Source organism: Microvirga mediterraneensis, from assembly GCF_013520865.1.
Taxonomy (GTDB): domain Bacteria; phylum Pseudomonadota; class Alphaproteobacteria; order Rhizobiales; family Beijerinckiaceae; genus Microvirga; species Microvirga mediterraneensis.
Genome location: NZ_JACDXJ010000001.1, coordinates 4,494,909 through 4,521,830 on the forward strand (window position 1 = coordinate 4,494,909; position 26,922 = coordinate 4,521,830).

General features: G+C 57.5%; 12 protein-coding genes. 5 read left to right on the top strand and 7 right to left on the bottom strand.

The genetic code is table 11. The features are described 5' to 3' along the window. Window positions 1–228: 228 nt before the first annotated feature. On the bottom strand, window positions 229–4,467 hold the full coding sequence (locus H0S73_RS21415) for a cadherin domain-containing protein (protein ID WP_181054031.1): 4,239 nt from the start codon (window positions 4,465–4,467) through the stop codon (window positions 229–231). A gap of 82 nt (window positions 4,468–4,549) precedes the next feature. Further along, complete coding sequence (locus H0S73_RS21420; RefSeq protein WP_181054032.1) at window positions 4,550–14,797, bottom strand: cadherin domain-containing protein; 10,248 nt, start codon at window positions 14,795–14,797, stop codon at window positions 4,550–4,552. A 1,136-nt stretch (window positions 14,798–15,933) separates the two neighbouring features. Between H0S73_RS21420 and H0S73_RS21425 the strand changes: the two genes are divergently transcribed. The 5 genes from H0S73_RS21425 to H0S73_RS21445 all read left to right on the top strand — a co-directional run bounded on the left by H0S73_RS21425 (window position 15,934) and on the right by H0S73_RS21445 (window position 20,901). Beyond that, window positions 15,934–16,269 carry a hypothetical protein gene (locus H0S73_RS21425; RefSeq protein ID WP_181054033.1) on the top strand — a complete coding sequence of 112 codons (336 nt, stop codon included), beginning with the start codon at window positions 15,934–15,936 and terminating at the stop codon, window positions 16,267–16,269. A gap of 826 nt (window positions 16,270–17,095) precedes the next feature. Further along, window positions 17,096–17,368: a helix-turn-helix domain-containing protein gene (locus H0S73_RS21430; RefSeq protein WP_181054034.1), complete on the top strand. Its 273-nt coding sequence runs from the start codon at window positions 17,096–17,098 to the stop codon at window positions 17,366–17,368. Then, complete coding sequence (locus H0S73_RS26380) at window positions 17,365–17,577, top strand: HNH endonuclease (protein ID WP_181054035.1); 213 nt, start codon at window positions 17,365–17,367, stop codon at window positions 17,575–17,577. Before H0S73_RS21430 ends, H0S73_RS26380 begins: the two co-directional genes overlap by 4 nt. Further along, complete coding sequence (locus tag H0S73_RS21440; protein WP_181054036.1) at window positions 17,564–19,231, top strand: DEAD/DEAH box helicase; 1,668 nt, start codon at window positions 17,564–17,566, stop codon at window positions 19,229–19,231. Before H0S73_RS26380 ends, H0S73_RS21440 begins: the two co-directional genes overlap by 14 nt. A gap of 788 nt (window positions 19,232–20,019) precedes the next feature. After that, window positions 20,020–20,901 (top strand): hypothetical protein, encoded by an 882-nt coding sequence (locus H0S73_RS21445; protein ID WP_181054037.1) that lies wholly within the window; start codon window positions 20,020–20,022, stop codon window positions 20,899–20,901. Here H0S73_RS21445 and H0S73_RS21450 read toward each other — a convergent pair. From H0S73_RS21450 to H0S73_RS21470, 5 genes are all read right to left on the bottom strand, one after another. Beyond that, window positions 20,840–21,286, bottom strand: a complete 447-nt coding sequence (locus tag H0S73_RS21450; RefSeq protein WP_181054038.1) for a very short patch repair endonuclease — start codon at window positions 21,284–21,286, stop codon at window positions 20,840–20,842. The two genes, H0S73_RS21445 and H0S73_RS21450, sit on opposite strands and share 62 nt — an antisense overlap. Then, window positions 21,286–22,494: a DNA cytosine methyltransferase gene (locus H0S73_RS21455; protein WP_181054039.1), complete on the bottom strand. Its 1,209-nt coding sequence runs from the start codon at window positions 22,492–22,494 to the stop codon at window positions 21,286–21,288. The genes H0S73_RS21450 and H0S73_RS21455 overlap by 1 nt, the downstream gene beginning before the upstream one ends. Before the next feature lie 418 nt (window positions 22,495–22,912). Continuing rightward, window positions 22,913–24,286 carry a DEAD/DEAH box helicase family protein gene (locus H0S73_RS21460; RefSeq protein ID WP_181054040.1) on the bottom strand — a complete coding sequence of 458 codons (1,374 nt, stop codon included), beginning with the start codon at window positions 24,284–24,286 and terminating at the stop codon, window positions 22,913–22,915. Beyond that, a complete protein-coding gene (locus H0S73_RS21465; RefSeq protein ID WP_181054041.1) occupies window positions 24,283–25,764 on the bottom strand; it encodes a hypothetical protein in 1,482 nt (493 codons plus the stop codon). The genes H0S73_RS21460 and H0S73_RS21465 overlap by 4 nt, the downstream gene beginning before the upstream one ends. Further along, window positions 25,761–26,891 carry a hypothetical protein gene (locus H0S73_RS21470; RefSeq protein ID WP_181054042.1) on the bottom strand — a complete coding sequence of 377 codons (1,131 nt, stop codon included), beginning with the start codon at window positions 26,889–26,891 and terminating at the stop codon, window positions 25,761–25,763. The genes H0S73_RS21465 and H0S73_RS21470 overlap by 4 nt, the downstream gene beginning before the upstream one ends. Window positions 26,892–26,922: the final 31 nt, after the last annotated feature.

Sequence of the window (26,922 nt, forward strand, 5' to 3'; positions counted from 1 at the left end):
GGCCCCAGCTCTCCGCCTCATCCGATGCGCCAGCCCAGAGAAGGAGCCTCGGACCCGAAAGGGGAGTCCACTTTCGGGTCCGAGGCTCTAGCGCGGTCGTTATTCTCTCATCCACGCCGATGCGTTACTCTTCGAACAGCGCTTCACAAGCTCGCACCCTTTGGGTTCTTCCAAGAAGAAACTCCGGCAGGAGCCCCGCCGGAGTTGAGGTCAAAACCGATAGGCTCGTCAGATAACCCAGATATCCGTGACCTTCAGCCCTTTGACCTTCACGATCTCGACTGCGGCGCCTTTGCCGGAACCGTCGGCATCGTAGTAGAGCACGCCGCCCTTGTAGACCAGGTAGTCGTTCTTGTCCGTGGCCTTGTTGGCCTTGAACATCGTGACGTCGAGCTTTGCGGGCACATCGAATGTACCCGTCGTTCCGAGCTTCTTGAACACAGCGTTATCAAGGAAGAGCTTGTCCTGACCCGACTTGAAGTCATAGATCTGATCGAAGTTCGCCGCTTTGCTGGTCTTTTTGTTGAAGACGAAGGTGTCGTTGCCGGCACCACCATAAAGCTTGTCGTGACCTTCCTCACCGTTGAGGACGTCGTCATCGGCGTCGCCCTTGAGAAGGTCGTTGCCTTTGCCGCCGAAGAGGGCGTCGTTGCCGATGCCCCCGTACATCTTATCGTTGCCGGCCTCGCCCTTCAGGAGATCCTTGCCGGCTTCGCCCTTCAAGGTGTCGTTGCCTTTGCCGCCGAACAGACTGTCGATGCCATCGCCACCCAGGAGAGAATCGTCACCGTTCTCGCCAAAGAGCTGGTCGTCACCGGCCAATCCCTTGATGATGTCCTTCGCCGTGCCGGTGCCGCCCTTGAGGATGTCGTCCAGGGCGGAGCCGTTCATCTTGTCGGCCTTCTTCGTGCCGCGCTTGTTCAAGGTGAGCTGGTCACCGACATTGATGGTGAAGACCTGATCCTGCACACCCCCGTGACCATCGGCGACCCTCACCTTGATCTGGTGAGACGCAGCCTCTTCGAAATTGACGCCCGGTCCGGCCAGCACGAGCTTGTTGCCAGAGGAGATGGCGAAACGGCCACCCGCATTGTCGAGGAGCGTGTAGGTGAGAACATCACCATTCGCATCGGCAGCCGAAAGCGTGCCGATTTCCGCACCCGGCAGGGTGTACTCCAGGACGGAAGCATTGCTCAGCGACAGGCCCGTCGGGGCGTTGTTGGGTGGGTTGACCGGCGCATCCTTCACAACGACGGTGATGGTTTGTGTCGCCACGTCGTCAATGCTGCCGTCCGATACCCGGACCGTTAGCTGGTACGGCGTGTCCGCGCCGACCTGCAACCGGTCAGCATTGGCGATCTTGATCTTGCCGGTGGCGTCGATCGTGAACAGGCCGTTATGCGTATCAGCCAACGAGTAGGACAGAGTACGTCCATCAAGGTTGGCATCCGGGTCGGACGCCGTCACCGTGCCGATCTCGACGGCGCCAGCATTCTCGCTGACGACGATCGTTCCGTTCGCACCAGCCTGACCGCTGCCGGATGCGGTGATCGGGGCAATCGTCGGGCCGACATTGTTCTTCACGGTGATCGTCACGCCGCCGGTGACGGGAGTGACGCCATCGGTGGCCGTGATCCGGTAGGTTCGCGTGTAGTCTGCTGTGAGAGGAACCCAGTCCACACCGCCGCGCACACGGATTTCATTGCCGACAATCTCGAACCGTCCGTCCTCGCTGACCTTTCCTCCGGTATCATTCATTGGATTTTCGAACGTATATCCAATATCGACGGCACCGTCTTTAAGCGGAAGCGTCTTGACAACGAAGCCGTTGGTCTTGCCCTCATGCACCGTGTGGGTGCCCGACGGGGTTGGCGGAGGCGGATTGTCCGGCACCGTACCGACGACATTCACCGCGTTGGTGAAGGTCTTAATCGGGTTGAAGGTGTCCGTCACGGTGAACGAGAAGTCTGTCTGCCCTGCGGCAGCCGCCGTGAAGGTGACTGCGGCAAGGAAGGTTTCGATGGCAGTCGCAGAGCCCATCAGTGTGAACTTCCGAACGCCGTTCCCATCCGTACCGTTATCGGTAACCTGCACGCCACCGCCAGGCACCATCCCGGCAAGCTCACCCTTCACGTTCTGGAACGATACGGTCAGGGTGAGATCGTCACCGTCGAGATCGTCGATGTCGACACCCGACAAAATGCCGGCGATAGCGGTTCCGACGTCGCCGCTATGAGTTTCCTGTCCGGCGCGGATCGCGAAGCTCGGAGCATTGTCGTCGTCGGTGATCGAGCCCGTCGCGCTGCCTTGGCCGGGATTGATAGCCGCACCTTGCAAATTGCCCAGCGTGACAGTGAAGGTCTCGGCGAGTTCTGCAACCCGGTCGGCTCTCACCTTCAAGGTAATATTCTGGAAGATATCGGTCCCCGAGAAGCTGACGATACCAGTCAGGTCCTGGAAATCGTTGGCATCGATCCCGGTGCCACTCACGGTCCAGGTAGCCGTTGACGTGCTTCCCGTCGAATCCCGCGTGACGCGGAACACGTAATCCACGAAGCCGGCATCACCCTCGACCACCGGTCCGGTCGTGATGGCGGCGATCGACAGGAGCGGCACGTTCTTCACGGTGATGGACACATTGCCCGTGACGGTGCCGTTCGGTGCACCCGAGCCGTCATCGGCGATGATGGCATAGTTCGGCAGGGTCGTATCCTGCGCCACTTCGGAGAGCGTTGTTCCGTTGGGTGCGTTGACAACGATCTTGTTGTTTTCGATCCGGAACTTCCCATCCAGGCTGATCTTGTGGGCAGCATCCTGCGCGACAGCGAAGGTGTAGGAAATTGCCTGTCCGTCGTCATCGAAATCGTCCATGACGAGCACGGGCGTACCGTCGCCGGAACGCTCATTGATGGTCGCTGCAGCTGTCGGATCGGTTGGGGCCTGGTTCGGCGCCGTCGCCGTGACGGTGGAGGGGGCTCCGGCCACGGCCGTGTGCTGGCCGGTGCCGGTGTGCTGGTCGACCACCGTGTACGAGAACGTCTTCGTGCCCGCCGCCGTCGGCGTGAAGGTCACGTTGTCGAGGAAGTTCGACACGGCCAAGGCCTTGCCGGTGAACGTGATCGAGCCGGTGCCGGCGTTGTTCACCACCGTCACGCCGCCGCCGCTCGTCAGCCCGCCCCAGGTGCCGCCGCCGGCCGCGAACGTCACCGTCAGGGTGACGTCGTCGTTCTCCGCGTCGGTCAACGCGATGGCGGCGAACGGGGTGATCGTCGCCCCGACCGACACCGCTTGGTCCCCCGCCCCCGCGGTGAACGCCGCGTTGTTGTTGATGTCCGCCGCCACCGTGATCGCCGTGCTGCTGGCCGACCACGCGCCCGCGCCCTGCGGCTTCACCTGCACGGTGAAGGTGGTGTTCTGGCCCGCGCCGCTATAGCTGTCCGTCGGGTTGAACTGCAGCCCCGCCAGCCAGGCGTTCACCTGGCTCTTCGTGCCCGTGAAGCTGTAGATCTTGGTGGTCGCGTCGCCCCCGGCCACCTGGCCCTGGAACGCGCCGTTCGCCGCCGCGAACGACACCTCCACCGTCAGCGGGTCCAGGTCGTTGCCGTAGCTCACCGACAGGGCGCCGTTGAACGGCGTCGGGTAGACCGTGCCCGTCGACTCCCCGCTCACCGTCGTCGTCGCCGCCGCAATCGTCGGAGGTGTCGGTGCCGCCTGCGTGATCGCAACCTGATAGCTCTGTTGCTTTTGAAGGGTGTTATTGCCGACATCGTAGGCAACGACGATCAAATCCTTTGACGTTCCATCCGTCGATGTGATTGCTTGGTTCGTCGTGATCTGGCCAGTCGTCTCATTGATCGTGAACTTGCCGTCCACGGTCAGCAGGTTGCCACCCACCAGGAACGCATATTTATTGTTTTTGAATGCCGTAAGAAGATCAGGATCAACCCAGGTTGCCTTGACGACGGTTGCACCGGCACCCGTCGTACCTCCCGTAATCGTCGACTGAGCTCCGAAATTGACTGCACTGACTGCCTCATTCACATTCTGGATGTTGAACGTGAAGGCAAGACCGTAATCTGCCTTTGGTGTGTAGCCCGTCTGAAAGCCCACGGAGAACTGGATGGTGTTCGTCCAAACATTCGTCGGACCGTTCTTGTCCTCGAAGTTCCACAATGTGGAAGCAGGCGTCGTCGTGTCTCCATTAGGACGCTTCAAATAGACAACCCAGCTGTTGAAACCGGCATCCCATCTGATTCCATAGCGCCCAAAGTCATCTCCAGGTGCGCCATTCGCGGTATCTGGAGTAAGAATGACTTTCGAAAGATCCTCCTGAGGATCGAAGCCGGTAATCTTTGCGACAATCAGCCCAACATCTGAATTCTCGTTGAAGTTGAGGGCCGCAGAATTGGTCGGATCGGTGCTTGTTCCGTTAACCGCTTCCATTGCGAGATTGTAAAAGATCGCCATCGGCCCCTCTTTATTAAGTTTATACCATTTCACTTATGAGACAAAATCGGACCGTGTTTCGCAGCCTCGATATCTTGCTACGTTATATCACTATAAACGCCGACCTGTCCAGGGTTGCGCTATTGGCGAGCCACGCGAACATGACCGCTGCTGCCTCACCTGAGCCGTCCTCATCGAAGTAGAGCGCGCCGGAGTCGGGATCGTAGATGATCCTATGCGTGTCCAAGGTCGCCGCAGGCCCAACCACGAACACATCGTCCGTCAGTTCACCACCCTGATAGTCCCACAACTGGAACACATCAGCGCTCAGCCGAATAATGTCTTCTCCAGCGGTAAAGTCTTGGATGGTATCGAATTCGTCAGCGATCAGATCCGTATCGAATACGAAGGCGTCGTGGCCTGTGCCGCCCGTGAGATCATCGTAACCATAGCCGCCATGCAGAACGTCATCGCCCCCGCCGCCGGAGAATGCGTCGTCACCTCTGCCGCCTTTGAAGGTTTCGTTCGCTGCGGTGCCCGTTCCGATTTCATTGAACCAGTCGCGCACTGTAATGCTCATCTGCTTCTGGAATGTACCAGACCCATCCGAAACCTGGATTGTCACTGAGTGAGAGCGCGATACCTCGAAGTCGAGCTTGGTACCGTCGAGCACCTTCAATCGGTCGCCATCGATGTAGAACCGACCAGCCGCGTCTTGATCCGACAGAATCGCATTACCCGATCCATCCGTGCCAATCACGAACTTGAACGTGTACGCTCCTGACGGTCCATCAGTATCGACTGGCAACAGAGAGCCGATCGTGAACCCATTCTGTGACCACTCGCGCGCCCAATTTCCAGACCAGCCAAGATCCGTTGGTGCTTGGTTCGCCTGCTCCGCCCCGATCGTCACAGTCTGCTCAGCCGACGCCACCCGAAGCTCGGGATGAGCTACGTCATAAGCGACGATCGTAAACGTGTGGGTCGTGTTCGCATCCGTGTCGACGAGGGTCCGCGTCAGGCGCACCTGCCCGGACACTTCGTCAATTTCGAATAAACCGTCATCACTCCTCAGACTCAGCGCACCGTTCACAAGGAACTTGTAGTGATTGATCCGGAACTGATCGTTCAGCACATCGGGATCGTTCGAACCAACAAGAACGAGACTCGTGTTGTCGAGGTCTCCAACCCGCAGCGTCGCAAATGTTCCGAAGGTCACCTCCGTCGGCGCCTCGTTCACATCCTCGAGGTTGATCGTGATGTCTACATGGGCGGACTCAAAGCCGTTGCCCTGCTGGTCTCTCGTCCATACGCTGATGGTCCAGCTGTGCTGCGTCAGCGTTTCGTAGTCGAGGCCCGCCCGCAGGGTGATCCTGCCGGTCGCCTGGTCGATATCGAACAGGCCGCTCTGGTCATTCATGAAGTACCGAAGATCAGCCAGGCTGCCGTCGTCGTGCGCGACGATCTGCGCTACGAACCCATTGGCCAGAACCGTCTCCAGGAAGCCGATCGTCGCGACCGCCGGTCCGGCGCCGCTGTTGACGCCGTCCACGACGGGCGCCTGATTGGCGCCCGTATCGTTGATCGCGATATGGATCGTGCTCTCGGTGTAAGCACCATGGATATCCACGGCCCGCACAAGATAGGGAAGATCCGGAATGTCTCCATCGACGAAGGCGTTGAGCACCTTTACAGCGCCGCCGACGATCTCGAACCGGTTGTCCTGGCTCCCCCGGTGCATGGCGTTGTCGTACCAGAAGCCGACCGCCACATCGTCATTGTCCGGGTCAACAACATGCAGGGTACCCACCTCTGACCCAGGCGCGGCGGTCTCGGCGATCGTCTTCCTTGCGGCATCGTCCGACCAGCCGGGAGCGACCGGGGCACGGTTTTGATCAGTCGATGTCTCGCCATCGGATGTGTTCACCGTGGCCCACGTGCTGACCGGGTAATGATATGCGTCCTGGACCGTAATCGAGAAGATATGCGGACCGATGAGACCATCGATAGGATTGTCGGGATCATAATGGGCCGGATCGTAGCGGAGAGCGTGAAGGATACCGTCCAGTGCATCGGCCGTACCCGCGAAGGTGATGGTCACGACGTTGCCTGAAGTCGCAACCTGCACACTCGGGTCATTCGGGTTATAGCCGGTCAGCGTTCCGAGGTTTCCGTTGAAGGAGACCGTGACGATCAGCGTATCACCGTCGCTATCCGTCAGATCGATGCCACGGAATGGCGCCACCACAGGACCGTCGTCGGTGGCGGGCGTCACCTGTGTTCCAGGGAAGAATGTCACGCTCGGCTCGGCATTCGGAGCCGGATCCGTGCCATGGGTCGTGCGGACCGTCACCTGGGCCGTAACCGGCTCGTGCATGGGATCCTGAACCGAGATATCGAAGATCGTGCTCACGCCTGTCGGCGCATTCGACGCCGAGTCGTCGGTCGGATTGAATGACAAGCCGTGCAGGAATTCGGTCAAAGAACCGACATTAGCCGTGATGGTGTAGGTGCGAATACCATTCACGAGCGATGTGGCGACGTCCCACCCAAGTAAGCCTTCGAGCTCGCCGGCCGCATCACTGAACCGGATGGTCAGAACGAGGATGTCATTCTCCGCGTCCGTGATGCCGACGCCATAGAACGGGTAAACGGCGGAGCCATTATCCGTGGCCCATGTCGTGTCCGAACCCTGAGCGATCTCAATGCTGGGCGCTGCGTTCGTGATGCCCGAGCCATAAGGCGCCGTTACGACCTCCACCTGGCCCGTTACAGGAGAATGGGTCGAGTCCTGGACCGTGATCGTAAAGGCCGTCGTAACTGAAGCGGAACCCGTCAATCCATCGGTCGGGTCGAACGACAGGCCATGCAGGATCGCGTCCAGCTCGTCGGCCTTTCCCGTGAGCACATAGGTCCGGATCCCATTCATCTGCGTCCACGTCGTGGGAAGGCCGGTGCCTAGCAACGCTCCCGTGGCCGCCACGAACGAGATCGTCAGAACAAGCGTATCGTTCTCCGCATCCGAGATATCGACACCTCGGAACGGATAAACGACAGGACCATCGCTCATTGCACCCGTCGTTTCCGTACCCGTCAGGATGTAGATCTCGGGCCGCATGTTGCCTGTGTCGTCGCCGTCCTGCGTATGTACGGTGACATGATCGATCACGGGCAGGTGCAAGGCATCGCTCACGCTGATGGTAAAAACGGTGTCAACCGCTCCACTATCCGCCGAGCCATTCTGGGGATTGAAAGTCAGATTATGCAGAGCAGCATCCAGAGCATCCGCTTTACCGACGAACCTGAAGGTGACGGTTCCATCCGCATTCGAGACGAAGGTGGCACTGCCCGCGCCTTGAAGCTGGTCCGCCGTACCGCTGAAGGTAATCGTCAGGACCAGATCGTCATCCTCGGCATCCGACAGATCCACGCCCCGGAACGGATAGACGGCCAAGCCGTCGTCCATCGCATTGGTCGTTCTCGTATCGGGCGCAATGAACAGAACCGGACGCCCGTTCGCGCTCGACTCGGTTACCACCGTCACCGTTTCCGGCGCATCGATGAGCAGATGGAGACCATCCGAGAGGGCGAAGGTGAACGTCGTTGTGACTAGCCCGCCTGCGGCGGAGTCATTGGTCGCGTCGAAGGTGACGTTGTCAAGGAAGGTTTCAAGATCTGCTGCCTTTCCGACGAAGAAGTACGTCACGAGCCCCTGATTGTCGGGAGCACTGTAACCTACACTTACGGTTCCCGGGACCGTATCGATATTGCCGAGCGTCCCGTTAGCGGCACGGAATTTCACACTTAGGGTAATGGTATTGTTTTCGCGATCCTCGAGATCGAGACCGGCAAAGGGACGTACCACGCCGGCATTCCCCTGGCCATTGTCCAGAACAACGAAATGCTCCGCATCGTTATCGATTGTCAGAGTCGAATTCTCGTTGGCCGGCGTGTCGATGATGGTGACGGTTCGGGGTTGAGCGGCCGTCGCACCGTGAGTGTCCTCGACTTGGACCGAGAACTGGGTCGCCCGATCCGGCCGACCGGCGAATTGATCCTCCGGATTGAAGGTCAGTTGCTGGACGATCTGGTTCACCCAGCCAACGGCTCCCTTGACCGTGAAAGTATTGTTCACCGGATCATAGAAGTAGTCCCGATTCTGCTGGCCTAAAGCGCTGGTAAGAGAGCCGTGACTGCCGTCGAACGTGATAGTGACCGTGATCTCATCGTCCGGTCCGGCGTCATCATCCTCGAAGGAGAAGCCCTGGAACGGTTTGGTCGTCCCCGTATCAGGGATGGTCCATTCGGTATCGCCGCTGACGAGGATTTCAGGCGCGATATTCAATGCTCCAACAGTGAACGTGACGGCCCGAACAATGGTGCTGGCATCGGGACCGGCGCCATCCATGACCTTCACATAGAGCGTCTTCGTTCCGGCTGTCAGCGCCCCGTTCACGACGATGTTGCCACTCGCATCGACCCTGAAGTCGGAGCCTGTGTAAACAGTATTGCCCGATGGATCTGTCACGAGCTGGTAGTGGAAATCGCGGAACTCCGGACGTTCGTCGGGATCCTGGATCGTGATGGTCGCAGCCACCGTATCAAGCGGCGCTCCGACGATGATCCCATCGGCGGGCGGATATGCTGCGGGCGGCGCCTCGTTCACGTCCGTGACGTAGATCCTTAGCGTCTGCAGATCTGAGGTCTGGTTATGATTGTCGGTCGTCGTGACGCTGATTTCATACCATCTCGTTTCCACTCCCGTGTCTGGATCGATCCACCGATGGAGACGCGGGTCGTTGCTTTCGTAATCGAGCGGACCAGTCGCGATGACGCGCCATGCACCGTCGCTGTAGACCAGTGAGAACAAACCTCCAGCGTTGTCGACAAGATTGATACCCTCGAGCGTGTCGCCAAGATCGGGATCTATGGCAGAAAGGGTACCGACGAACGCACCGGCCTCAACAGTCTCACGAACCACGTTGTCGGCGATGCTGGCGATCGGGGCGAGGTTGCCCACGTCATTGATAATGATCGTGATCGTCGTCCTGGATTCCGCGCCGAACTGATCCTTGACGACGATCGCGTAGTCACGGCTCTCGCCGTTGGGAGCGACCTGGATCGGCGCACCCGTCCTAAAGACCTGGTTATTCACGATGCGGAAAGCGCCATCCGCGCTGACATCGGACGGACCGGAAGGAAGATCGAAGAAGAACGTGATCTCGTCATGCTCAGGATCCTCTGCCAGCAGCTCTGCGACGTAGGCTCCTCCCGGGATCGTTTCGTCGATGACGCCGTCCTGCATCCCCCATAGGTGAGGAGCCTCGTTCACATCCTGAACGTAGACCTGGATCGTCGTGTACTCGGAGTACTGACCGGTCTCTAGGTCCTTGGCCCTAATCTGGAGAAGGAAAAATTTCTGCTCGTTCGCTCCGACTCCTATGGGGGTCAAGCCATCCGTATCAGAATCGTAATTGACAGTTCCCCTGAAAGCGATTTGCCCGGAGGATGAGACAAAGAACCGGTTGCCATAATTGTTAGCCATCTCATAAGTGAGCGACCTGCTTCCGTCGTCATCCGAGGCGACATTCACGACCGGAGTGAGGCTGTCATATACGAAGTCATCGATCAGAATGATGGGAGCGCCCGTCGGTAAGGGAGTGCTTGGCGGGCCAGTCAATGTCCCGTGCACGGAGTGTACGACGATATCCGGCGTGATAGTGGCCTGCCCGCCCTGCCCGTCCTGAACAGCAATCCGGAAGGTGGTGTCATCAATGCCGCTTGTCGCAGCGGGTCGGTCAGTCGGATTGAACTTCAGGGTGTGCAACTGATTGAGCACGTTCTGCAGGGAACCGATGATCGTGTATGCTCCTTCATGCACGCCACCGTTCCCGTCGACGAATGCGCCGCCGAACTGCCCTAGGGCAGTAACCGTCACCGAAATAGTATCGGTAGTGTTCGGATCGACGATGTTCACGCCCGCGAATGGCGTAACGAGATTAGTGTTCTCATTGTCAGCGATAGTGAAGCTCGCAGCCGGTGCAGTGATCGTCGGTGCCGTATTGCTTGTATTCTCTGGATTGATCGTAAAGGTTACAGGTCGGACGATGTTGAAGGAAGTTCCGCTTGAGTTACTGACTCCTCCGTGGTCGGCAACTTTCACCCAGAGAGTGATCGAAGATGGAGTCAGTGCACCCGACACGCTGATCTGCCCGGTCGTAGCATTGATCTGGAACGGACCCGTATAGGTGGTATGACCGTCAGCTTGGACGAGTGAAAACACGAAGTTTTCGTTCGGTCCTGGAAAATCCGGATCGTCCACGGTCGCGACAGTCGCGACGATCGTACCTGACGGCGCATTAGAAGCGATGGAGGAGACGACGTTGAAAGTTGCGTTCGTCAGAGCTTCGTTCTGGTCGAGAATATAGACCCTAATTTCAGCAGGATCAGAAGCTAGGCCACCGTACTCCTCCTGTGCTACGACCCTGAGCAGGTAATAGCGACCGCCAGTCTCGGGATCCACGAGAAGCCCCGGATCCTCATAGTCTAAGGCAGCCACGGCCCGGATTACAAACTGGCCGTCGCTCTGTTCGATCTGGAATTTAGCCTTGAGCGCGTCGGAAACACTGCTGTGCCATTCATAGATGATGGGATACTGTTCTGGATCGTAGGAATCGGAGCCCGCCCCAACGATGTAGCCACTCGTATTCTCGTAGACCTCACCCTCTTCAACAATTGGAGTGGTCGGCGCATCATCCACATTCATGAGTGTGATGGTGAGCATTTGAACCGAACTCGAGAGGCCACCCGGATCGGTGGCCTGAACGAATATTTTGACGATCCCCCCTATGTGACTCTCGTAGTCCAGCGTAGCCGTAGGCTTTAGGGTGATGATCCCTGTAGCAGGATCAATATCGAACAAGTTGTTGGAATTGCCGGGCTGATTCACGAAGCTGTAGCGCAGGTCTACATCACCATTAGGATCCGAAGCGATTACATGGAAAGGGATCTGTGTTGAGTTCTCAGGGATTGTAAAGTCGATCGCGTTATTGCTCCACTTGGGCGCATTCGGCGCAAGGTTGTTGGGGGTTAACGTCGTGTTGACATGGATCGAATCGTAAGTGACCGCTGAATGCTGGTCATCTTTATACGTGATGGTGAACTGGGTGGTTCCCGCCATTCCGTTCGTCGGATCGAAGGTCAACGCGCGAAGCGCAGCCGTGATGGAGGCTGGAGAGCCTGAGAAGGTGTAGGCAATTATCCCGTTGCTGCTCTGTATGGTGGCCGTACCAGCATTTCCAAGTAGGCCGTTTGCCTCGGCGAACGAGATCGTCACGACAAGATTGTTGTTCTCCGGGTCGCTCAGAGTCACACCCCGGAATGGATTGACAATCGAACCATAGTCGAAAGCCGCCGTTGCAATTGTGCTCGGGTCAACGGAGATCGATGGTAGGGCATTTGATCCGGCTGTCGCACTCGCTGTAATGACGCGAATTTCCGGAGCTGACACCGGCAGATGTAGAGCGTCTTTCACCTGGATATTGAACAAGGTGATATTCGCACGCCCATCCGTTGGATTGAAGCTGAGACCGCGAAGAAGGGCCTGAAGCTCCCCAGCCTTACCGGTGAAAGTGTAGATCCGGGTTCCGTCAACTACGACGCCACCAGATAGTCCGCCATTATCGAAAGCACCGTCATCGTTGGGGAAAGAGATTGTTACCTCAAGATCGTCGTCCTCCGAGTCAGTGAGCTGCAATCCTCGGAAAGGTTTTACGGAAGGCCCCGTATCGACAGCATACGTATCCCACGTACCCTCCTCGACATCGACCACTGGAGCCTCATTCGAGCCGGAGTTGCTGACAGTCGTCTCGACGTGAATCTGGCTGTTGCTGACGGCCTGATGCAGATCGTCCTTCACCTTGATCGTGAAATTAGTGCGATTGGCTATGCCATTGCTGGGATCGAACGTTGCATTTTGCAGGATGTTGGTCACCGCACTCGCCGACACACGGAAACTTATCGTGTGAATACCGTCGATGTATGTACTGGTAATTGCTGCTTCGCCAACAGATAAGAATCCATGGTCCGATTCATATGAGACCTCGATGGTGACAAAGTCATTTTCTGGATCGCTCACGACGACGCCGCGAAAGGGCTTCACGGCAGGCCCCACATCGGTCGCGTATGTCGACACCGTATTCGGATCCACAATGATCACCGGTGGCGAGTTCGAGGTCGTGTTGCTGGCGCTCGTAATCACGTGGATCTGATCGTTAACGACCCAATCATGATACCGATCCTTGACCGCGAGGGTAAATTCTGTGGTGTTCGCATACCCGTTGGTTGGATTGAAGGTGAGCGCGCGGACGAGGTTCTGGAGGTTCAATCCCTTTCCTGTGAACGTATACGTGATGATGCCCGTGTTTGGATTGAAGGAACTCTGCGCGGAGCCATAGCTCGCGAGATCACCGTCCGACTTTTTGAAGGATAGGGTGAAGGTGAGGTCATCGTTGTCGAGATCGTAGAGCCGGACTCCTCTGAAGGGGGAAACTGGATCTCCCGTGTCGACCGCATAAGTCCTTTCGTCTCCTGTCGCCACAGTGAGCGACGGCAAGGAATTCACCATTTCATCGACTACGACTACATAGTCGATGGTTTTTTTGAGAGCGGGATTGCTTTCATCCTCGACTTGCACATGCAGTACATAAGTGCCTGGCGCCGTGAATTGCGATCGGGTCGTAACCTGACCAAAAGCATCGATCATGAACATGCCGCTGTCGTCGACCCGCGTGCCGTTCGTAAAACTGAATACGTTATTGCGGAAGCTCGACACCGTATCCGGATCAGTCCAATTGAACTTGATCACCTGCGACCCTGGGTCTGTCTCCCATGCGCGGATTGCATGAGGGTTCGCGTATGTCAGCGTGTCCGGAGCTTCGTTGACGTCTCTAATCTGAACACCAATGCCGAAGATGGAGGAGCGGCCCGTATTATCGGTCACGCGAATTGTAACCTGCTGAAACGGGTTGATCGCCTCATAGTTGAGGGCTGTCTTCAGGCGCAGCTGATCGCCAACGATTTCAAATGCCGGGTTATTGATATTGTATGCAGTATTCTCAAGAGCGTAAGTGAAGGTACTCCCGGCATCGTCGTCGACGCCGAGCAAGGTGCCCAAGGAAACGTTAGAGACATTTTCGTTGACGGATACGCCTGCCCCATTGTTGATCTTAAGGCCTTTTGGGGCCTCTGGAGCATCGGTAATGTAAACCCGGAGAACGGTGTCCGAGTAGTGCCCTACCTGGTTTGTCGCCCGCACGACAACGTCAGCCACTCCCCCCGGCCAGGCTTCATAATTGACATTGTTCGCGACGAGAAAAATCTTACCATTGTCCCATTGAGCCGAGAAGCCTGAACTGGGGTTCATCACCTCAAAGGACAGTGCTCCGTACCTCTCCTGGTCGGTACCGGTGAGCTCGCCGACCCTGATGTTGTACGCATTCTCGACCGGAGAAGTCCCGTTGATGATTCGAACATCGGTCGGATTCTCAGCGACATCCGTCAGGTCAAACGTTATTGTTGCCTGTGAACCCGATCTGCCGTCGGAGGCCGTGACCGTTGCGCTGATCTTGTGATCAGCGTAAGCCTCATAATCGAACTTGCTCGGATCCTCGACGTAGAGCCTGCCCAAATCATCAATCGAGAAGCCGGTCCCGGGATCCACTCTCCAAATGATGCTATCACCGTCGGCATCCCTCGACTGGAGGTACCCGAGCAATGTACCGTAACCGAGATTCTCGGTGATCGTGAGATTGCCCGTAAACTCCGGTGTTGACGGCCTCGCTAAAGGCACTGGACTTTCAACACCCGAGAATGTGGGTGCTCCCCCCTCCGGTGCTGGATGAGACAATGCTGCGATCAGCTCGTATGATGCGATCAGTGCCTCACTGGACGAGTCATCAGCCGCACCCCCCTCCTCCCCACCTGGAGCGGCCGGCGCGAGAACCGCCTCGTCTTGCGGCCAAAGGGGGACCTCCGTGGAATGCGACAGGACTGAATCGAAAGCGCCCTCATCCAAGCCGTGCAACTCGTCGCCATCACTCTTAATGGTTGAAGCAATGCCCTGAGTCTGAAGGATCGAGGAGCGGACCTCACCATCGGACAAAGACTCGTAAGCCGTCGCGGAAGCGGCCTCTCCCATAATGGACCGTCGCCCATCGAGTTCGTCGACTAGGAGGTCGAGGGCTAGATTCGTTGGCTCTGTCGGGGCTGAATCGCCCGGCAACGTTTCGTCGATCACCTTGCCGACATTGACAGGCTTTCCGGTGACCTTGTCGAAAACGGGCTTATTCATGGTGATGTCCCCTTCTGTCCACTTGCAGACGCCGGAACTGCTGGAGCTCAGGCGAATGTTACAATGTTTGAGACATTTAAGGACAAACCGGCCAAGCTGACAGCTCTCCAATCAGAGAGGTGCCCAGAGGAAATGCCGGATTCGAGATTATTTTCCGAAGCTAAAGGACGCCGAGCTCCGCGAGCAAATCCATGTCTTTCCGTTGAGAAGACAAAGCAGGGGGGGGAGTGCGGAGCGAACTATCCTGCTGCTTTTTCTTGGAGTGAGAACATCAACCTATTAACTGTCTCACGAGATATTCAGCAATTCTGAGAAGGATGGAGCAAATACTACGATCAACAGGAGCAGTTGCAACCGATAGCTGCATCATCTTGCTACAATGCACGATGGCCCCGCGATATTGCAAAGAGAGGCGCGGGACGGAAGGCAAGGCGCCACGAATGAGCTCCTGGGCCGAACTCTCACGATGTTCGAAGGAAGCCGAAGTGCATGTCTTCCGCCGGATACTAAGCGAGGTGTTTCTCAGGAAACTGAGCGGTCTTGGCCCATAATGATCGGGAACCCGAAGGTCGATACCTTTGAGAAGGGTAGCCATCGCGATACACGTCCGCCACGACCTCAGGAGCAACCCGCCCCTCGTCAGAGCAGATAAACTGTCACATAAAGCTATTCGTGAGTTCCGCTCGAACCTCCGACACGAGGCGAGCTGCAAATTTGAACCTTTGGCGCTCCCTAGGGGACTCGAACCCCTGTTTTCGCCGTGAGAGAACTACAACACCAATCATCTTCTCAATAAGATCAACGGGTTAAAAGAGACCCTGTAGTCATTTCCTGTAGGCAATGTCTTTCGTCATCTTCGCCTGGGGAAACCGGAGCAGGTCCAGGCTCATCCCATACAGCGCCGGGCGAGTTTCCCCCGTGTGGGGTGTGCCTGTCCAATGGGAGAGTCGGCCCGTACCACACCGTTGATACCTATGCGCTCATGCCTTGAGTGCCCCGCTTGGCCTGCTATGAATGAGGCCGAGCGACTGCGCCAAGAGCCAGGAATTCAGCGGCGGGCCTCTTTCGATTACCACCTCAGCTATATAATCGTAATCCGCGTAAAGGGCTGTCGAAGGAAACCCAGAGGAGACATTGTGAAAGTCTTACTTGTCGCGGCTTGCACCGTCCTAGCCCTCTCTAGGACCGTCTATGCGGACGAGGTGTCGGACCTCAGGGATCGCGTCCAACAGCTAGAAAGCCGCATTCAAGAGATTGAAGCTGGCCAGTCCACCTATGTCCACAAGGATGAGGATGAACAAAAGGAAGCAGCTAAGGCCGGGTTGAGCCTGAACGATAGCTTTTGCAAGATGGGCGCTGAAATGGCCTGCAAGGAAGCTGCGAAGCTCCGTGTCAAGGGGCACACGATCTGGCCAGACAATCCACGCCAGGCCACCTACCAATTCTTTCCGGAAGGATCTCCAAAGCTCTAATCCTATCTCACAAGGCTCAAGGAGGCTGCTCGATGCACTACGCCCCAACTGCGGGACGTACATGCCCTGCGAGAGGAAGCCAACGGACGCCCGAGAAAGGACCCCACTGGCCCGAAGGGTGTCTACTCGATCAGCATGGACAGTCTCGGCAATCTTGAGGTGGATAAGGATGGCCCCCTATTGGGACGGAGCCCTGATCGAGACGCGTAGCCCCAAGGTGCCGCGGCGTACGATCATCTGCCGCCTCGATTAAACCCTGGCGTATGATCTGGATAAACGCTGGATCTTAAGCTCTTCCGGCGCATCCCAATGGAGAGCCCCAGAATTCCTTGCTCCCCGAATTGGCATTTAATCATAACTGTGCTGTCCTAAGGCCAAGCATCTCCGCAGCAACATGCGAAGGAGTACACCAGGAGGAGGCAAAGCTGCGTTGGCCGCTTCGGCAGGACCCAGAAGCCAGTCTTGTAAAACCGTGAAGGGGGCAACTGGCTCCTTGCGGGGCATTGCTCTGTTTGGGTTGGTCTTCGATGAGCTGTCGAGGCAACTCGGGGATGAGTTCTCGACCGCTGAACTCATGCAAGCGGCCCAACATCTAATTGAGATTTCAAAAGGCGAGTACGTCGAAGCTACAGTCCGGGACTACACTGGCCGACCTAGTTACTACTCACAGGACGTAGCTATCTTGGTCTCGACTCAACCGTGGAAAATCTGCTGTTTTGAGCTGCCGAAGCTCGACCATTGCGACCACGAGGAACTAAGCCTGGAGGCACGCCAGAGTATCAAGGAACTTCACCAAGGTTGGCATGAGTATGTGTGGGACTACTGAATGACATCTGCAAATTATCAGCCTGCTATGGCGCTACGGGAGCACCTGCTTGAGGGACACCGGGTATCGTTATTAGAGGCCATACTTCTTTTCGGCGTCCAAAGCCTTAATGCGGAACTAGCCCGCATGAAGAAAGAAGGTTTCATCGTCAAGTCGCAACGTGCTCCCATGGCGAAGATTATTCGCCGGGTCAACGAATATACGATCTGTAAAGTCCCTGACGCGCTGCCATACAGAGAAATCCATATGACCGAGTACTGGATCAGCCGATGAGCAGGAGGCTTTTCTCTGACCGCCAGAGAAAGATCCTGAGACTACTTGCCGGCAGCTCTTGCCAAAAGTGCGGGCAGCCGCTCGACGCCAGCTTTCATGCCGATCATAAGCAGGCTTTTTCGAAAGGCGGCAAGACCATCCTTAAGAACGGCCAGGCTCTATGTCCAACATGTAATCAACAAAAGGGGAATAAGGATGACGCAGATTAACTTGCGACCGTGGCAGGCTCAGGCAATCAGTAAGGCCATCACTTGGCTTGTTGAGACCCGAGTTGATCGACACTTTCTGATTAATGCAGCACCCGGAGCAGGCAAAACGATCTGCGCATCTGTTATTGCACGTCGGCTGATCGAAGCCGATGAGATTGACCGAGTGATTGTGATCGCTCCACGATCTGAAGTCGTAAGACAATGGGCGGAGGAGTACAAGGTTGTTACTGGCCGCAGCATGACAAAGGTCACAGGCGCTCATGCCGAGATCGAAGACTATGGCACTGATTTATGCGCTACATGGTCAGCAATTCAGGGATTACAGGACGGATTTCAACAAGTCTGCCGAGCATCAAGGACTTTGGTGATCTGTGACGAGCATCACCATGCAGCTGTCGAAGCAGCTTGGGGCGCGAAGGCAGATGGAGCCTTTACCGATGCTAGATACGTTCTTGTTCTCACAGGAACCCCCATTCGGTCGGATGGGCAGGAACCTGTCTGGTTTGGGTATGATAGTCTTGGAAGGATAGACCACCCTCAAGAGGGCACATATACACTCTCTTACGGAGATGCAGTTGACTTAGGATACTGTCGACCGATCACTTTTCATCGGCATGAAGGACGCTTCTCTGTTACGCTTCCGGATGGAGACAATATAGCTGTCTCAGGTACTGCCGAGACCGAACTAGGTACCGAACTTAAGCGCATCAAAGGCTTGCAGCAGGCTCTTGATTTTTACAAGCTTGCTTGCACCCCAAAATATTTAGCTGATGGAGAGACCCCCGATGTGGAATCTTATCAAGCATCAATGCTCCAGTGGGGCATCGCAAAACTCAACGACATCCGCCACCTGATACCCAACGCAGGCGGGCTTGTGATTGCTCCAAACATTGCTGTGGCAGAGTACATGGCAGCTTTGCTTGAACAACTTGAGGGGGAACGACCTGTCCTTGTGCATAGTCAGCTAGCTAATGCAGAGGCTCGCATCAGCTCCTTCAAAAATACGGACAAGCGTTGGTTGGTGTCCGTCTCGATGATTTCTGAGGGTGTAGACATCAAGCGCCTCCGTATTCTAGTCTACTTACCTTACGCCCAGACTGAACTTGCTTTCAGACAGGCAATGGGACGGGTCGTACGCAGCTTAGGCGACAATGATTACTCGCGGGCTTACGTAGTGATGCCCACTCACAGAATTCTGGAAGAGTACGCCCGCCGGGTTGAGCTTGAGATGAGCCCCGCCGCTCGCAAGGACAATCCACGCCCTACGACAAAAACCTGTCCAACGTGTGAGGCACAGAACCCGCTGAACGCCGCCCATTGTAGCGACTGCGGACACGAATTCCCCTCCCGACCAGAAAAGTTCAAGGCTTGCGGCGAGTGCGGCTCTCTCAATCCATTCAGTGCAGACGAATGTCAGGTTTGTGGACACTCATTCCGAACCGACTTCCAAATCACTCTCAACGAAGCATTGCGGCTGGGAGCAATCGTCCGCGGCATGGATCTGGAGGAGGACGAGGTTAGAGAGGGTGAAGACAACAAAGCTGAGATCCTCTCAGATGTCCTTGCCAGCGGCGACGACGCACTGATTAAAGTCGTGAAGCAACTCCCAGAGGAGTCGTGGGGCCGCTTGAGAAGAATCCTTAATAGGACCTAAAATCATCAAGGATACTCGAATCGCCGTAGGCAAGCGTGGTCTGTTATGCGGCGCATTCAGTGTTTGCTCCCTCTCCCGCAGTTGATCTAATTGCGGGAGAACGATGGGGCTGACCTACTACTAACTGTCTGAACAGCTTCCTACATGCAAAATGTTCGTTGACGTTTGATCATGGTGCGGTCTGCGCCTTCTCAACATCAAACCATACCGGCCATCCACCCCTCCGTAAGGATACTCCGCTACTGATCGCTTAAGATGTAGACATTGCAGTGAGCCATGCTGCTATCGCCGCAAAGCGGGTGACGCGCTCTGCATGAGCTGGGTACAGAGGTGTACGAGTTAGGCGGCCGGACTTCGGCTTTCCGCATCACCGTTGCAATAGCCAGTTTTCCCAGCCTCCTAGTTCGTCTTCAGATGAGATGGTCGGGGCAACTTTTACGACCTCCCGCACGTCCTCATACAGGAGCGCCAGAACCGCCCACCGCGCGAGCCGTAGATCTCCTGCAAGTGGCTCCAAATTCTTGTCCAGATGTCAGGAGTGAACTAGCGCAATGGCGCCCAGGAGAAGACTGGGAATTCACCTGCATAGGTCTTGCAGAACAAGGGTTTTACCTACGGCTTGTCATTGCGTGTGTGCCACCACCGTGTACCACCTGCAATGAGTGGAGATTCCTTCCAGTGTGTTAAGTTCCGCACCCAGTTGATGATTCGGGGGCGCAATGGCCGCGAGAGGACGCGCAAGGGCAACCACTCCCTTGACTTTCGGGAACAGCATCAAGGATGAGCTCATGGCAGCGTTTGCTTGGGCTCAGATGGACGAACGTCAGCGGAAGGCCTTTAAGAAGAGCCACGGAACTGATCCAAAGGTCATTGTCGCTCATGCGGCCGGCTCCCTGGCCTTCAATTACGGGGCCTTCACCGCACAGGCTGGGAAAAAGAACTTCGGCGAGAACCTCTCCCGCCATCTCGCAACGCGCTTCTCGGCTGCGCTCGCGCATGCGTTTCCTGGCATACTCCCAAGTCCAGATGGCAAGGGTCACGAGTCCAAGGCTCGCACCTCGAAGGGTTACAAGAAGCTCGATGTGAACTATTCGACGCCAGAACTCGGGCTGGGTCTAGGTGTCAGCATCAAAACGATCAACGCTATCGACGCGAAGTCCAAGCGCTTCACCAAGAACTATACGCGTGTCGATGCCGAACTTCGGGCCGAAGCGGCCGACTATCACGAGAGACAACCGTACGCGACGATGGTGGCCGTCATCTTCCTCCCTGTAGCCGCCTGTGAAGATGCATCGGAGAAGGATCCTTCGAGCTTTGGGGCCGCAGTGAGGCTCTTCCGGCACCGCGCAGGACGTCACGACACAGCCCACTCCGGTATGCTCTTCGAGAGGGTTTTCATCGGCCTCTATGACACAGACCCTGCGACGTTCGGCGAAACCTACTTCGTCGATGTCACATCACCTCCCCCTTGGAGCGGCAGACCCCGGAGTAGCCTGTCGTTCGACGAGGTCGTCTCGGCAATCATCGCGGAGTACGACAGGCGGAATAAGCCGGAGTTCATATGGGAGAGCGCAGTTCCCACTGAAGCGTACGAAGAGGAGGACGAGCTCACCGAGGAGGATTCAGACGACGAAGAGGATCAAGAAGGTGTGCCTCCTGCTGTGGGGTAAGCTCTCCGAGCTTGTCAACTTCGCATCCCCAGATTGTCATGACATAAAAGCCCATCTCGGAGAGTTGTGCGGCTTTCCGACGATCCCGCTCCTTGTTGGTGTCGATCTTGTCGCGCCAGAACTCTTCGTTGCGCTTTGGTAGGCGCGACCGCACGCAATTCTCATGGCCGTGCCAGAAGCATCCGTGGACGAAGATGGCCCATCGGTGTTTTCGGTTTGCGAGATCTGGTGATCCAGGTAAATCGCGGTTGGAGGTCGTGAAGCGAATGCCCCGTGCCCAGAGCCAACGACGCAGCATCAGCTCCGGTTTCGTATCGCGCTGACGGATGCGCTTCATCCGTGCTGAGGTTTGAGCGTCTGTTACGACGCGCGGGCGTGTTCCCATCACTCTGCCGCGGCAAGCATCGCCTTTCCTTCGTGCTGCTCCATTCGCGCTAAGTGGAGCCTCACTGCGTCCTTGAACTCCTTCGTGATCCGCAGTGGGCTTCTGAGGATTCGTTCATGGAAGCCGTTCGTCGCACGCCGAGAGAGCAACTGGCCGCCATGGATGAGGAAGCTCGCCAGCGGTGGACGAGAGCGGTTCACTGGCCACGTACCGATGTCCACTCGCCTCCTCACCCGACCGTCGAACCAAGCCGCAGCAGGCCATTTGCTTCCGGGCTCAATAGTAGTCCCTTCAGGAACCTTCGCGTTTGCAGAACCTGCGAGACGTTCTCCAATCCACGCGGCGACTTCGACATTCACTGCGTTGCCTATTAATAGCCACCGCTTACGCTGATTGAACCGGCGTTCCCCGAATTGAGGGAGAACTGTGTCCACATCGGTCCAGCCGCTCTCGAAGCCTTGCAGCCGCTCACCGTCTCGGAGGTCAGGCGTGATAATCTTGCCATCAGGCATGAGCACGGCAGGTGCTGCTGGAATCCCGATTGCTGACCCGCCTTTCAAGGTCGGAATGCAGTCCTCACCCCATCCAAGTCCTTTGTTTCCTTCGGTCCAGTAAAAGCCGTGAGCGGCTTCGCTCAGACCGTAAACACGCTGATCTGGCGCCTCATCACCTTGCAGCAGGGCGTCCCGCGGGTCACCCTCTTGGGTCGCGTATAGGAACACCCGAAGCCGCCGTTGCGGCAGGCCGAACGCCCTGGCGTCGATGACGCGGTATGCCCATCGGTATCCTCGTGCCTCCAGCGCCTCCACCACCTCCGTCATGTATTGACCACCGTGGAGGACCCGCCAGTTCGGCACGTTCTCGATCAGAAGGCGAGGAAACGGACGAGCATCGAGCAAATCGAAGACTTTTCGTACGAGGCTCGACTGCGCTCCCTGGAATCCCTGCATCCGGCCTGCTTGGCTCAGATCGGTGCACGGAAACCCAGCTGTGAGCAGGTTCGAAGCAGGATCGATGTCCTCCACCAATGCTTCCGTCTTGCGGACATCGAAGTTGATCCGGATGTCGCGGAAGCGGTGCGCCAGGACCGCCGTTGCCTCGGGGTCATTCTCGCAGAAGAGCGTCGTTACGTGGCCGCTCCGATGCAGCCCGAGTTCCATGCCTCCGATACCGCCAAAGACCGCAGTCACGTTGAGTGTCGTTTTCATGTCCCAGCCATCTGACTTTCAGCCGGACCGTAGCAGCAGATCAAACAAAACTCGAGGATTTTTTTGCCTTCGAAGCAACAACGGCACGTTCTTTGTATGTTCACCATGAGGCATCACGGCACATCGTTCAACATGGGCCGTAGTATGATCCGGTGGATAAGTGAGGCCCTCTCCGGGTTCGGATTATCTTCCGCAAGAAAGGGCGGTCAAAAGAAGTTGAGCAAGGCCAAATTCCCCCATACCTCGGCTGAGGTCCGAGGGGCTGTCGCGCTTATAGGATCGGCCTAATCCGAGGTGCTCAAGAACGAGACGGTTGTGGCGACTGCGCCTTAGCCGGCTAGTAGAGGAGTTCAATTGAGCGATGCTCGGCCGAGCGACCTGCCGTCTCTTGTCCTTTGGCGGAAGCCGGCTGGACGCGTTAAGGCACTGTTACCCGGAATGGCTCCAGTGCCGAAAAGACGCTCTGGTGCACTTCCCACCCCGTTAGGACACGGTCCAAATCCGCTCCAGGCCAGGCCGGAGTAGCCGGGGGCAAGCCTTCCAACAATTCCCGATCGCCGGCGCGGCCTATCACGAAGCAGGCATGGCGGTGTCGAGTACACATCACGCAGAGGCGTCCAGACTCAAGATGGAACTCGTCGGCCTCGTCAAGGCCAGCCATAGGATGCCAGCAGATGCTGATATCGAATTCACGACCCTGTAGCTTATTGGCCGTATCAACTATGACCCGGCCGAGGCCCGCCCTGTCCAGGAGAGTCCGCACCAATCCTTTCTGATCGTTGTGCGATACCCCGACCGCAATGCGCTCAGGCAGCAGCTTCGTGCCATCTGGATTGCGCTCGCAAACCAGAACGGGTGATCTCGCCAGAAGCCTACTCACTAGATCAGCAATAACTTGGCCCGTATCAGGGTCGCACACCAAAGTCTGACGCGCCGGAAGCTCCAGGTGGGCCCATCCGCCCTTGGCTGCCAGGGCAAGCCCCTCGTCTAGGGCGCGAGTTCGGAGGTCGCTGGCACTACTCCTGGTCAGCTTCATCTGCCTGACGCCATCCGCGACGGCTGCTCCGAAGACGTGGTCACGCGGGTAAAAGCATTTCGCAACAGCCGCGCCACGCCCGTCTAGCCGACGTGTAATGGGAAATCTGTGGGCCGGAGTGCCTGGATGGTTGGAGTGCAGGACGTCCACCGCGGTCTGTAACGGGTCTTCCGACAACCCTCTCCATTGTGTGCCGGCATCGACAGTGGTGAAGGGATTGATTTGGCCGCTGTCGCCCACGCAAAGATGCCGCGGAGCGATATCTGCAAGCGCAAGATATCGTCCGGCATTGGCCTGGAAGCTCTCATCCATAATAAGGGCGTCGAACGTGCCTAGACGTGGGATTGTGCTCCGCCGCGGGTTTCGGGCAGATCCGAGTTTATCGATTGTCCCGACTACCACGGCGTCTCCCGTCGCCTGATGGGCTGGAGAAATAATCTGAACGTTGGGCCGGGCCGCCCATGCGGGCAGTTCAACGCCTTGCGCGGGAACAAAAGCCACTGGCCGGTTGGGCTCGCTCTCCGCGATCGATCGCACCAACCCGTAGACCTGCTCATTCGTCGGCGCAGCTACGGCTACCCGGATGTCCTGACGTCGACACAACCTCACCGTATCCGTCACGAAGTAAGTTTTTCCGGCGCCTGCAATAGCAGAGAGGGTCACGGCCCCCTCCCCGCGAATCTGGAAAAAATCTTGCTGTGCGGCACGGGCGACTTTGTCAGCCTCTGCCAGAACCGTCTGGTTGTACGTGCTCATGCAGCCTCCGTGATATCGCTCGTGTTCTCCAGGTCCGTTTCGGGCGGCGGAGGCTCCTTCGGTCGATGCGTCCATGGCGTGGATTGCGGCAGGTGTACCTCGTAGGGCGTCCGCGTGTTCAGCTGCGAGAAACAGGCGCGTTGACCAACTCGGGGAAGGCCGGCCTCCTGTGCCTGGTTCGTCTGCAAAATGAGGGTTACTTCAGATCCTGCTCCATTCCCGGCGACGCTCATGATAACCCACTCACGTCCGGCAGGCGCCTTAGTCCACCAAACCTCGGTGCCGGTGGGCAGCGCACATGGTTCGTCGGTGCGGAGAACGACGCTGGGCCGCTTGCAGTTGCGCCCATTGATGAGCTCACGACGGTCTGGATCGCAGCGCAAGACTTGTCCGGCGATTGCCTTGCCAGCCAGCAGCACCGGCAACATGCGCAGCGGATCGTCGATTGCCTCTTCTGCAATCATCATTGCCTTGGCGCGTTCGTACTCATTCAGGCGCATGGCTGCCGACCGCGAGTTCATGCGTACCTTGCGCCGGCCCTGCGCGGGCCCGACCATCCAGCTCAGGTGGCTCGCGTAGGCAATCCGGTCTTCCCGAACCCGTCGACTTACTGATGCAGCCTCAGTCCGCTTACGTTCACGGTCCACGACCTTCCAAACCAGCTTCCACGTATCATCGACTAAGTCAGCGTACAGGTCCCGCAACGGCTTCACGAGCTTGCGAACGGTTGGTGCGTCCCTGCGCCCTGCCCTTGCTTGATTGAACTGCATCATTAGGTCGTACACACGTTCCGCGTCGATCGGATCGGGCGCGGGCCCGACTGCTTGGCGTTCAGCCACCTCCGCTGCGTCAAATCCGTGACGCCCTTTTCCCGGATCTACCCAGGCGTCCATAGCCGCAAGCGAGCGAGCCTCGTAGCTGCTCATGCCGGCGACGTAGTGCGTGGCAAGCAGGTCGGCCATCGACAGGATCAGCTGCTGACCCGGCGTGTTGGCGTGTGCGGCGAGCCACATGAAATGCCTACCCAGCCGAGGAAGAATCGGATCCGCCGCACGCTCTCCAGTCGTGGGTAGATACGCCAGCCGCCTACCAAGGCGGCCCAAGACGCCAACCGTTTCAGAGTTCGCCACGATCACCTGAGGCAACATTTTAGGGACCCGCAGCTCGGCGCCAAAATGCTCAATCACTTCAACGGCCCCCTGCGCGTACGCCTCGAAGGCGGGGCAGAAATCTTTCGCGAAATCGGTGAGAGCCGAGAAGAGCAGTTCGCGATCGAGCGGATAACCCGGTACGTACACCTTCGGGCCGGACCGTTTGGTGCCGAAGGCAATAGCGCCAACGCTGTACGGCTCTGCGCCAAGCTGCCAAGCTACGATGCAGAGAGGGTTTTCAGAGATCGCCCGGTGGCGAAATAAGGCAGACGGCTGAGCACGCCCATCCTTGTGAGCCCGTGCGGCAAGCATAGCTTGGAAGCTCATAGGCCCCCTCCTTTTAGGACACGGTCATACGCCGCAGCGGCCCTTGCGAGCGCGTCAGCAGCATGCACCTCGGCTGGTCCTGGAGGTGCGCCCGTTGAGAGCTCGATTGCGCGGGTCAGGGAGTGGACGCCGGGGAGCTGCCGAACGACAGGTCCTCCGCAGAGCACCGGCAGTCCAGAGGTGTGAGCCCGACTACGGCACAGCCGCGCCATTCCACAATCCTGAAGGCAAGACGGCGTATAGCTCGTGCCGACTATATCGAGCAGCTTTTCGAGCACAATCAAGCGCAAATCGGGGTCCAGTGCGACGGCCGGTAGTTCCACCCCTTCCGGAAGGCGAGATAGGATCTCCGCGGGTTTTGGTAGGGTTGCAAGCAGCCGTTCAGCCCTGCGGATACGAGCTTCCATCGGCTGACGCAGCAGGGTGGGGGTCAAGCCGACACCATCGGCGACGATGATGAACCCTTCTGAAGACACAATGTCCGCGGACAATCCCTCGTCCGCCAGAGTGCGGCGACATAACAGGGCGTACCAGGCAGCCTGATCCACTGCGGCGCCCAGCTTGTCGGGATCACAACGAGCGTCAGTGATCGGAAACGATTTCACTTCAACCACGTGCAGCTTGCCATTGGCAGCTGCGGCCAAGCTGTCGGCCTCGAAGTAAGCCGTTTGCCCGGCGATCTCACACGTCAGCACGGCCCCATCAATGATGTTCGGAGCCGTCGCAGCATTGCGAGCGATCAGCCGCAAGATCCGCTTCGTCTCCGCTGCCCGCTGTTTCAGACCGGCAGTGTTGGGAGGGGTGCGGCTGCGGAGATCTTCGACCCGCACACTCGTCAGCGGGAAGCCTGCTTTATCCCTGAGCAGCTGGATCAGCGTGCCATAATTCGGCTCCTTGACGCGCCGCTCGAACATCTCACCGCGCTGGAACGCCTGGGGATCCTGTCCGAATGCGACCTCGAAGTCGGTCCCATCGCACAGCTTGTCGAGGTCGGCACGGGCTGCGAGCGCAACCATCGCGAACGCGCAATCACTGTGCGACGTCGCCGCACTGAGGACACGTACCGATGGGCGCTTTTCAGGCGCCTGGCCACGCACTTTGATCAGCTTCTGCTCCGGCGTCATCATCGGCCGCTCCTAACCGGATATTGGGACGACT

Coding starts and splice junctions, on each gene's coding strand:
- H0S73_RS21430 (WP_181054034.1), top strand. CDS start 17,096: ATGACATCTGCAAATTATCAGCCTGCTATGGCGCTACGGGAGCACCTG.
- H0S73_RS26380 (WP_181054035.1), top strand. CDS start 17,365: ATGAGCAGGAGGCTTTTCTCTGACCGCCAGAGAAAGATCCTGAGACTA.
- H0S73_RS21460 (WP_181054040.1), bottom strand. CDS start 24,286: ATGAGCACGTACAACCAGACGGTTCTGGCAGAGGCTGACAAAGTCGCC.
- H0S73_RS21420 (WP_181054032.1), bottom strand. CDS start 14,797: ATGAATAAGCCCGTTTTCGACAAGGTCACCGGAAAGCCTGTCAATGTC.
- H0S73_RS21450 (WP_181054038.1), bottom strand. CDS start 21,286: ATGGGAACACGCCCGCGCGTCGTAACAGACGCTCAAACCTCAGCACGG.
- H0S73_RS21415 (WP_181054031.1), bottom strand. CDS start 4,467: ATGGCGATCTTTTACAATCTCGCAATGGAAGCGGTTAACGGAACAAGC.
- H0S73_RS21440 (WP_181054036.1), top strand. CDS start 17,564: ATGACGCAGATTAACTTGCGACCGTGGCAGGCTCAGGCAATCAGTAAG.
- H0S73_RS21470 (WP_181054042.1), bottom strand. CDS start 26,891: ATGATGACGCCGGAGCAGAAGCTGATCAAAGTGCGTGGCCAGGCGCCT.
- H0S73_RS21455 (WP_181054039.1), bottom strand. CDS start 22,494: ATGAAAACGACACTCAACGTGACTGCGGTCTTTGGCGGTATCGGAGGC.
- H0S73_RS21465 (WP_181054041.1), bottom strand. CDS start 25,764: ATGAGCTTCCAAGCTATGCTTGCCGCACGGGCTCACAAGGATGGGCGT.
- H0S73_RS21445 (WP_181054037.1), top strand. CDS start 20,020: ATGGCAGCGTTTGCTTGGGCTCAGATGGACGAACGTCAGCGGAAGGCC.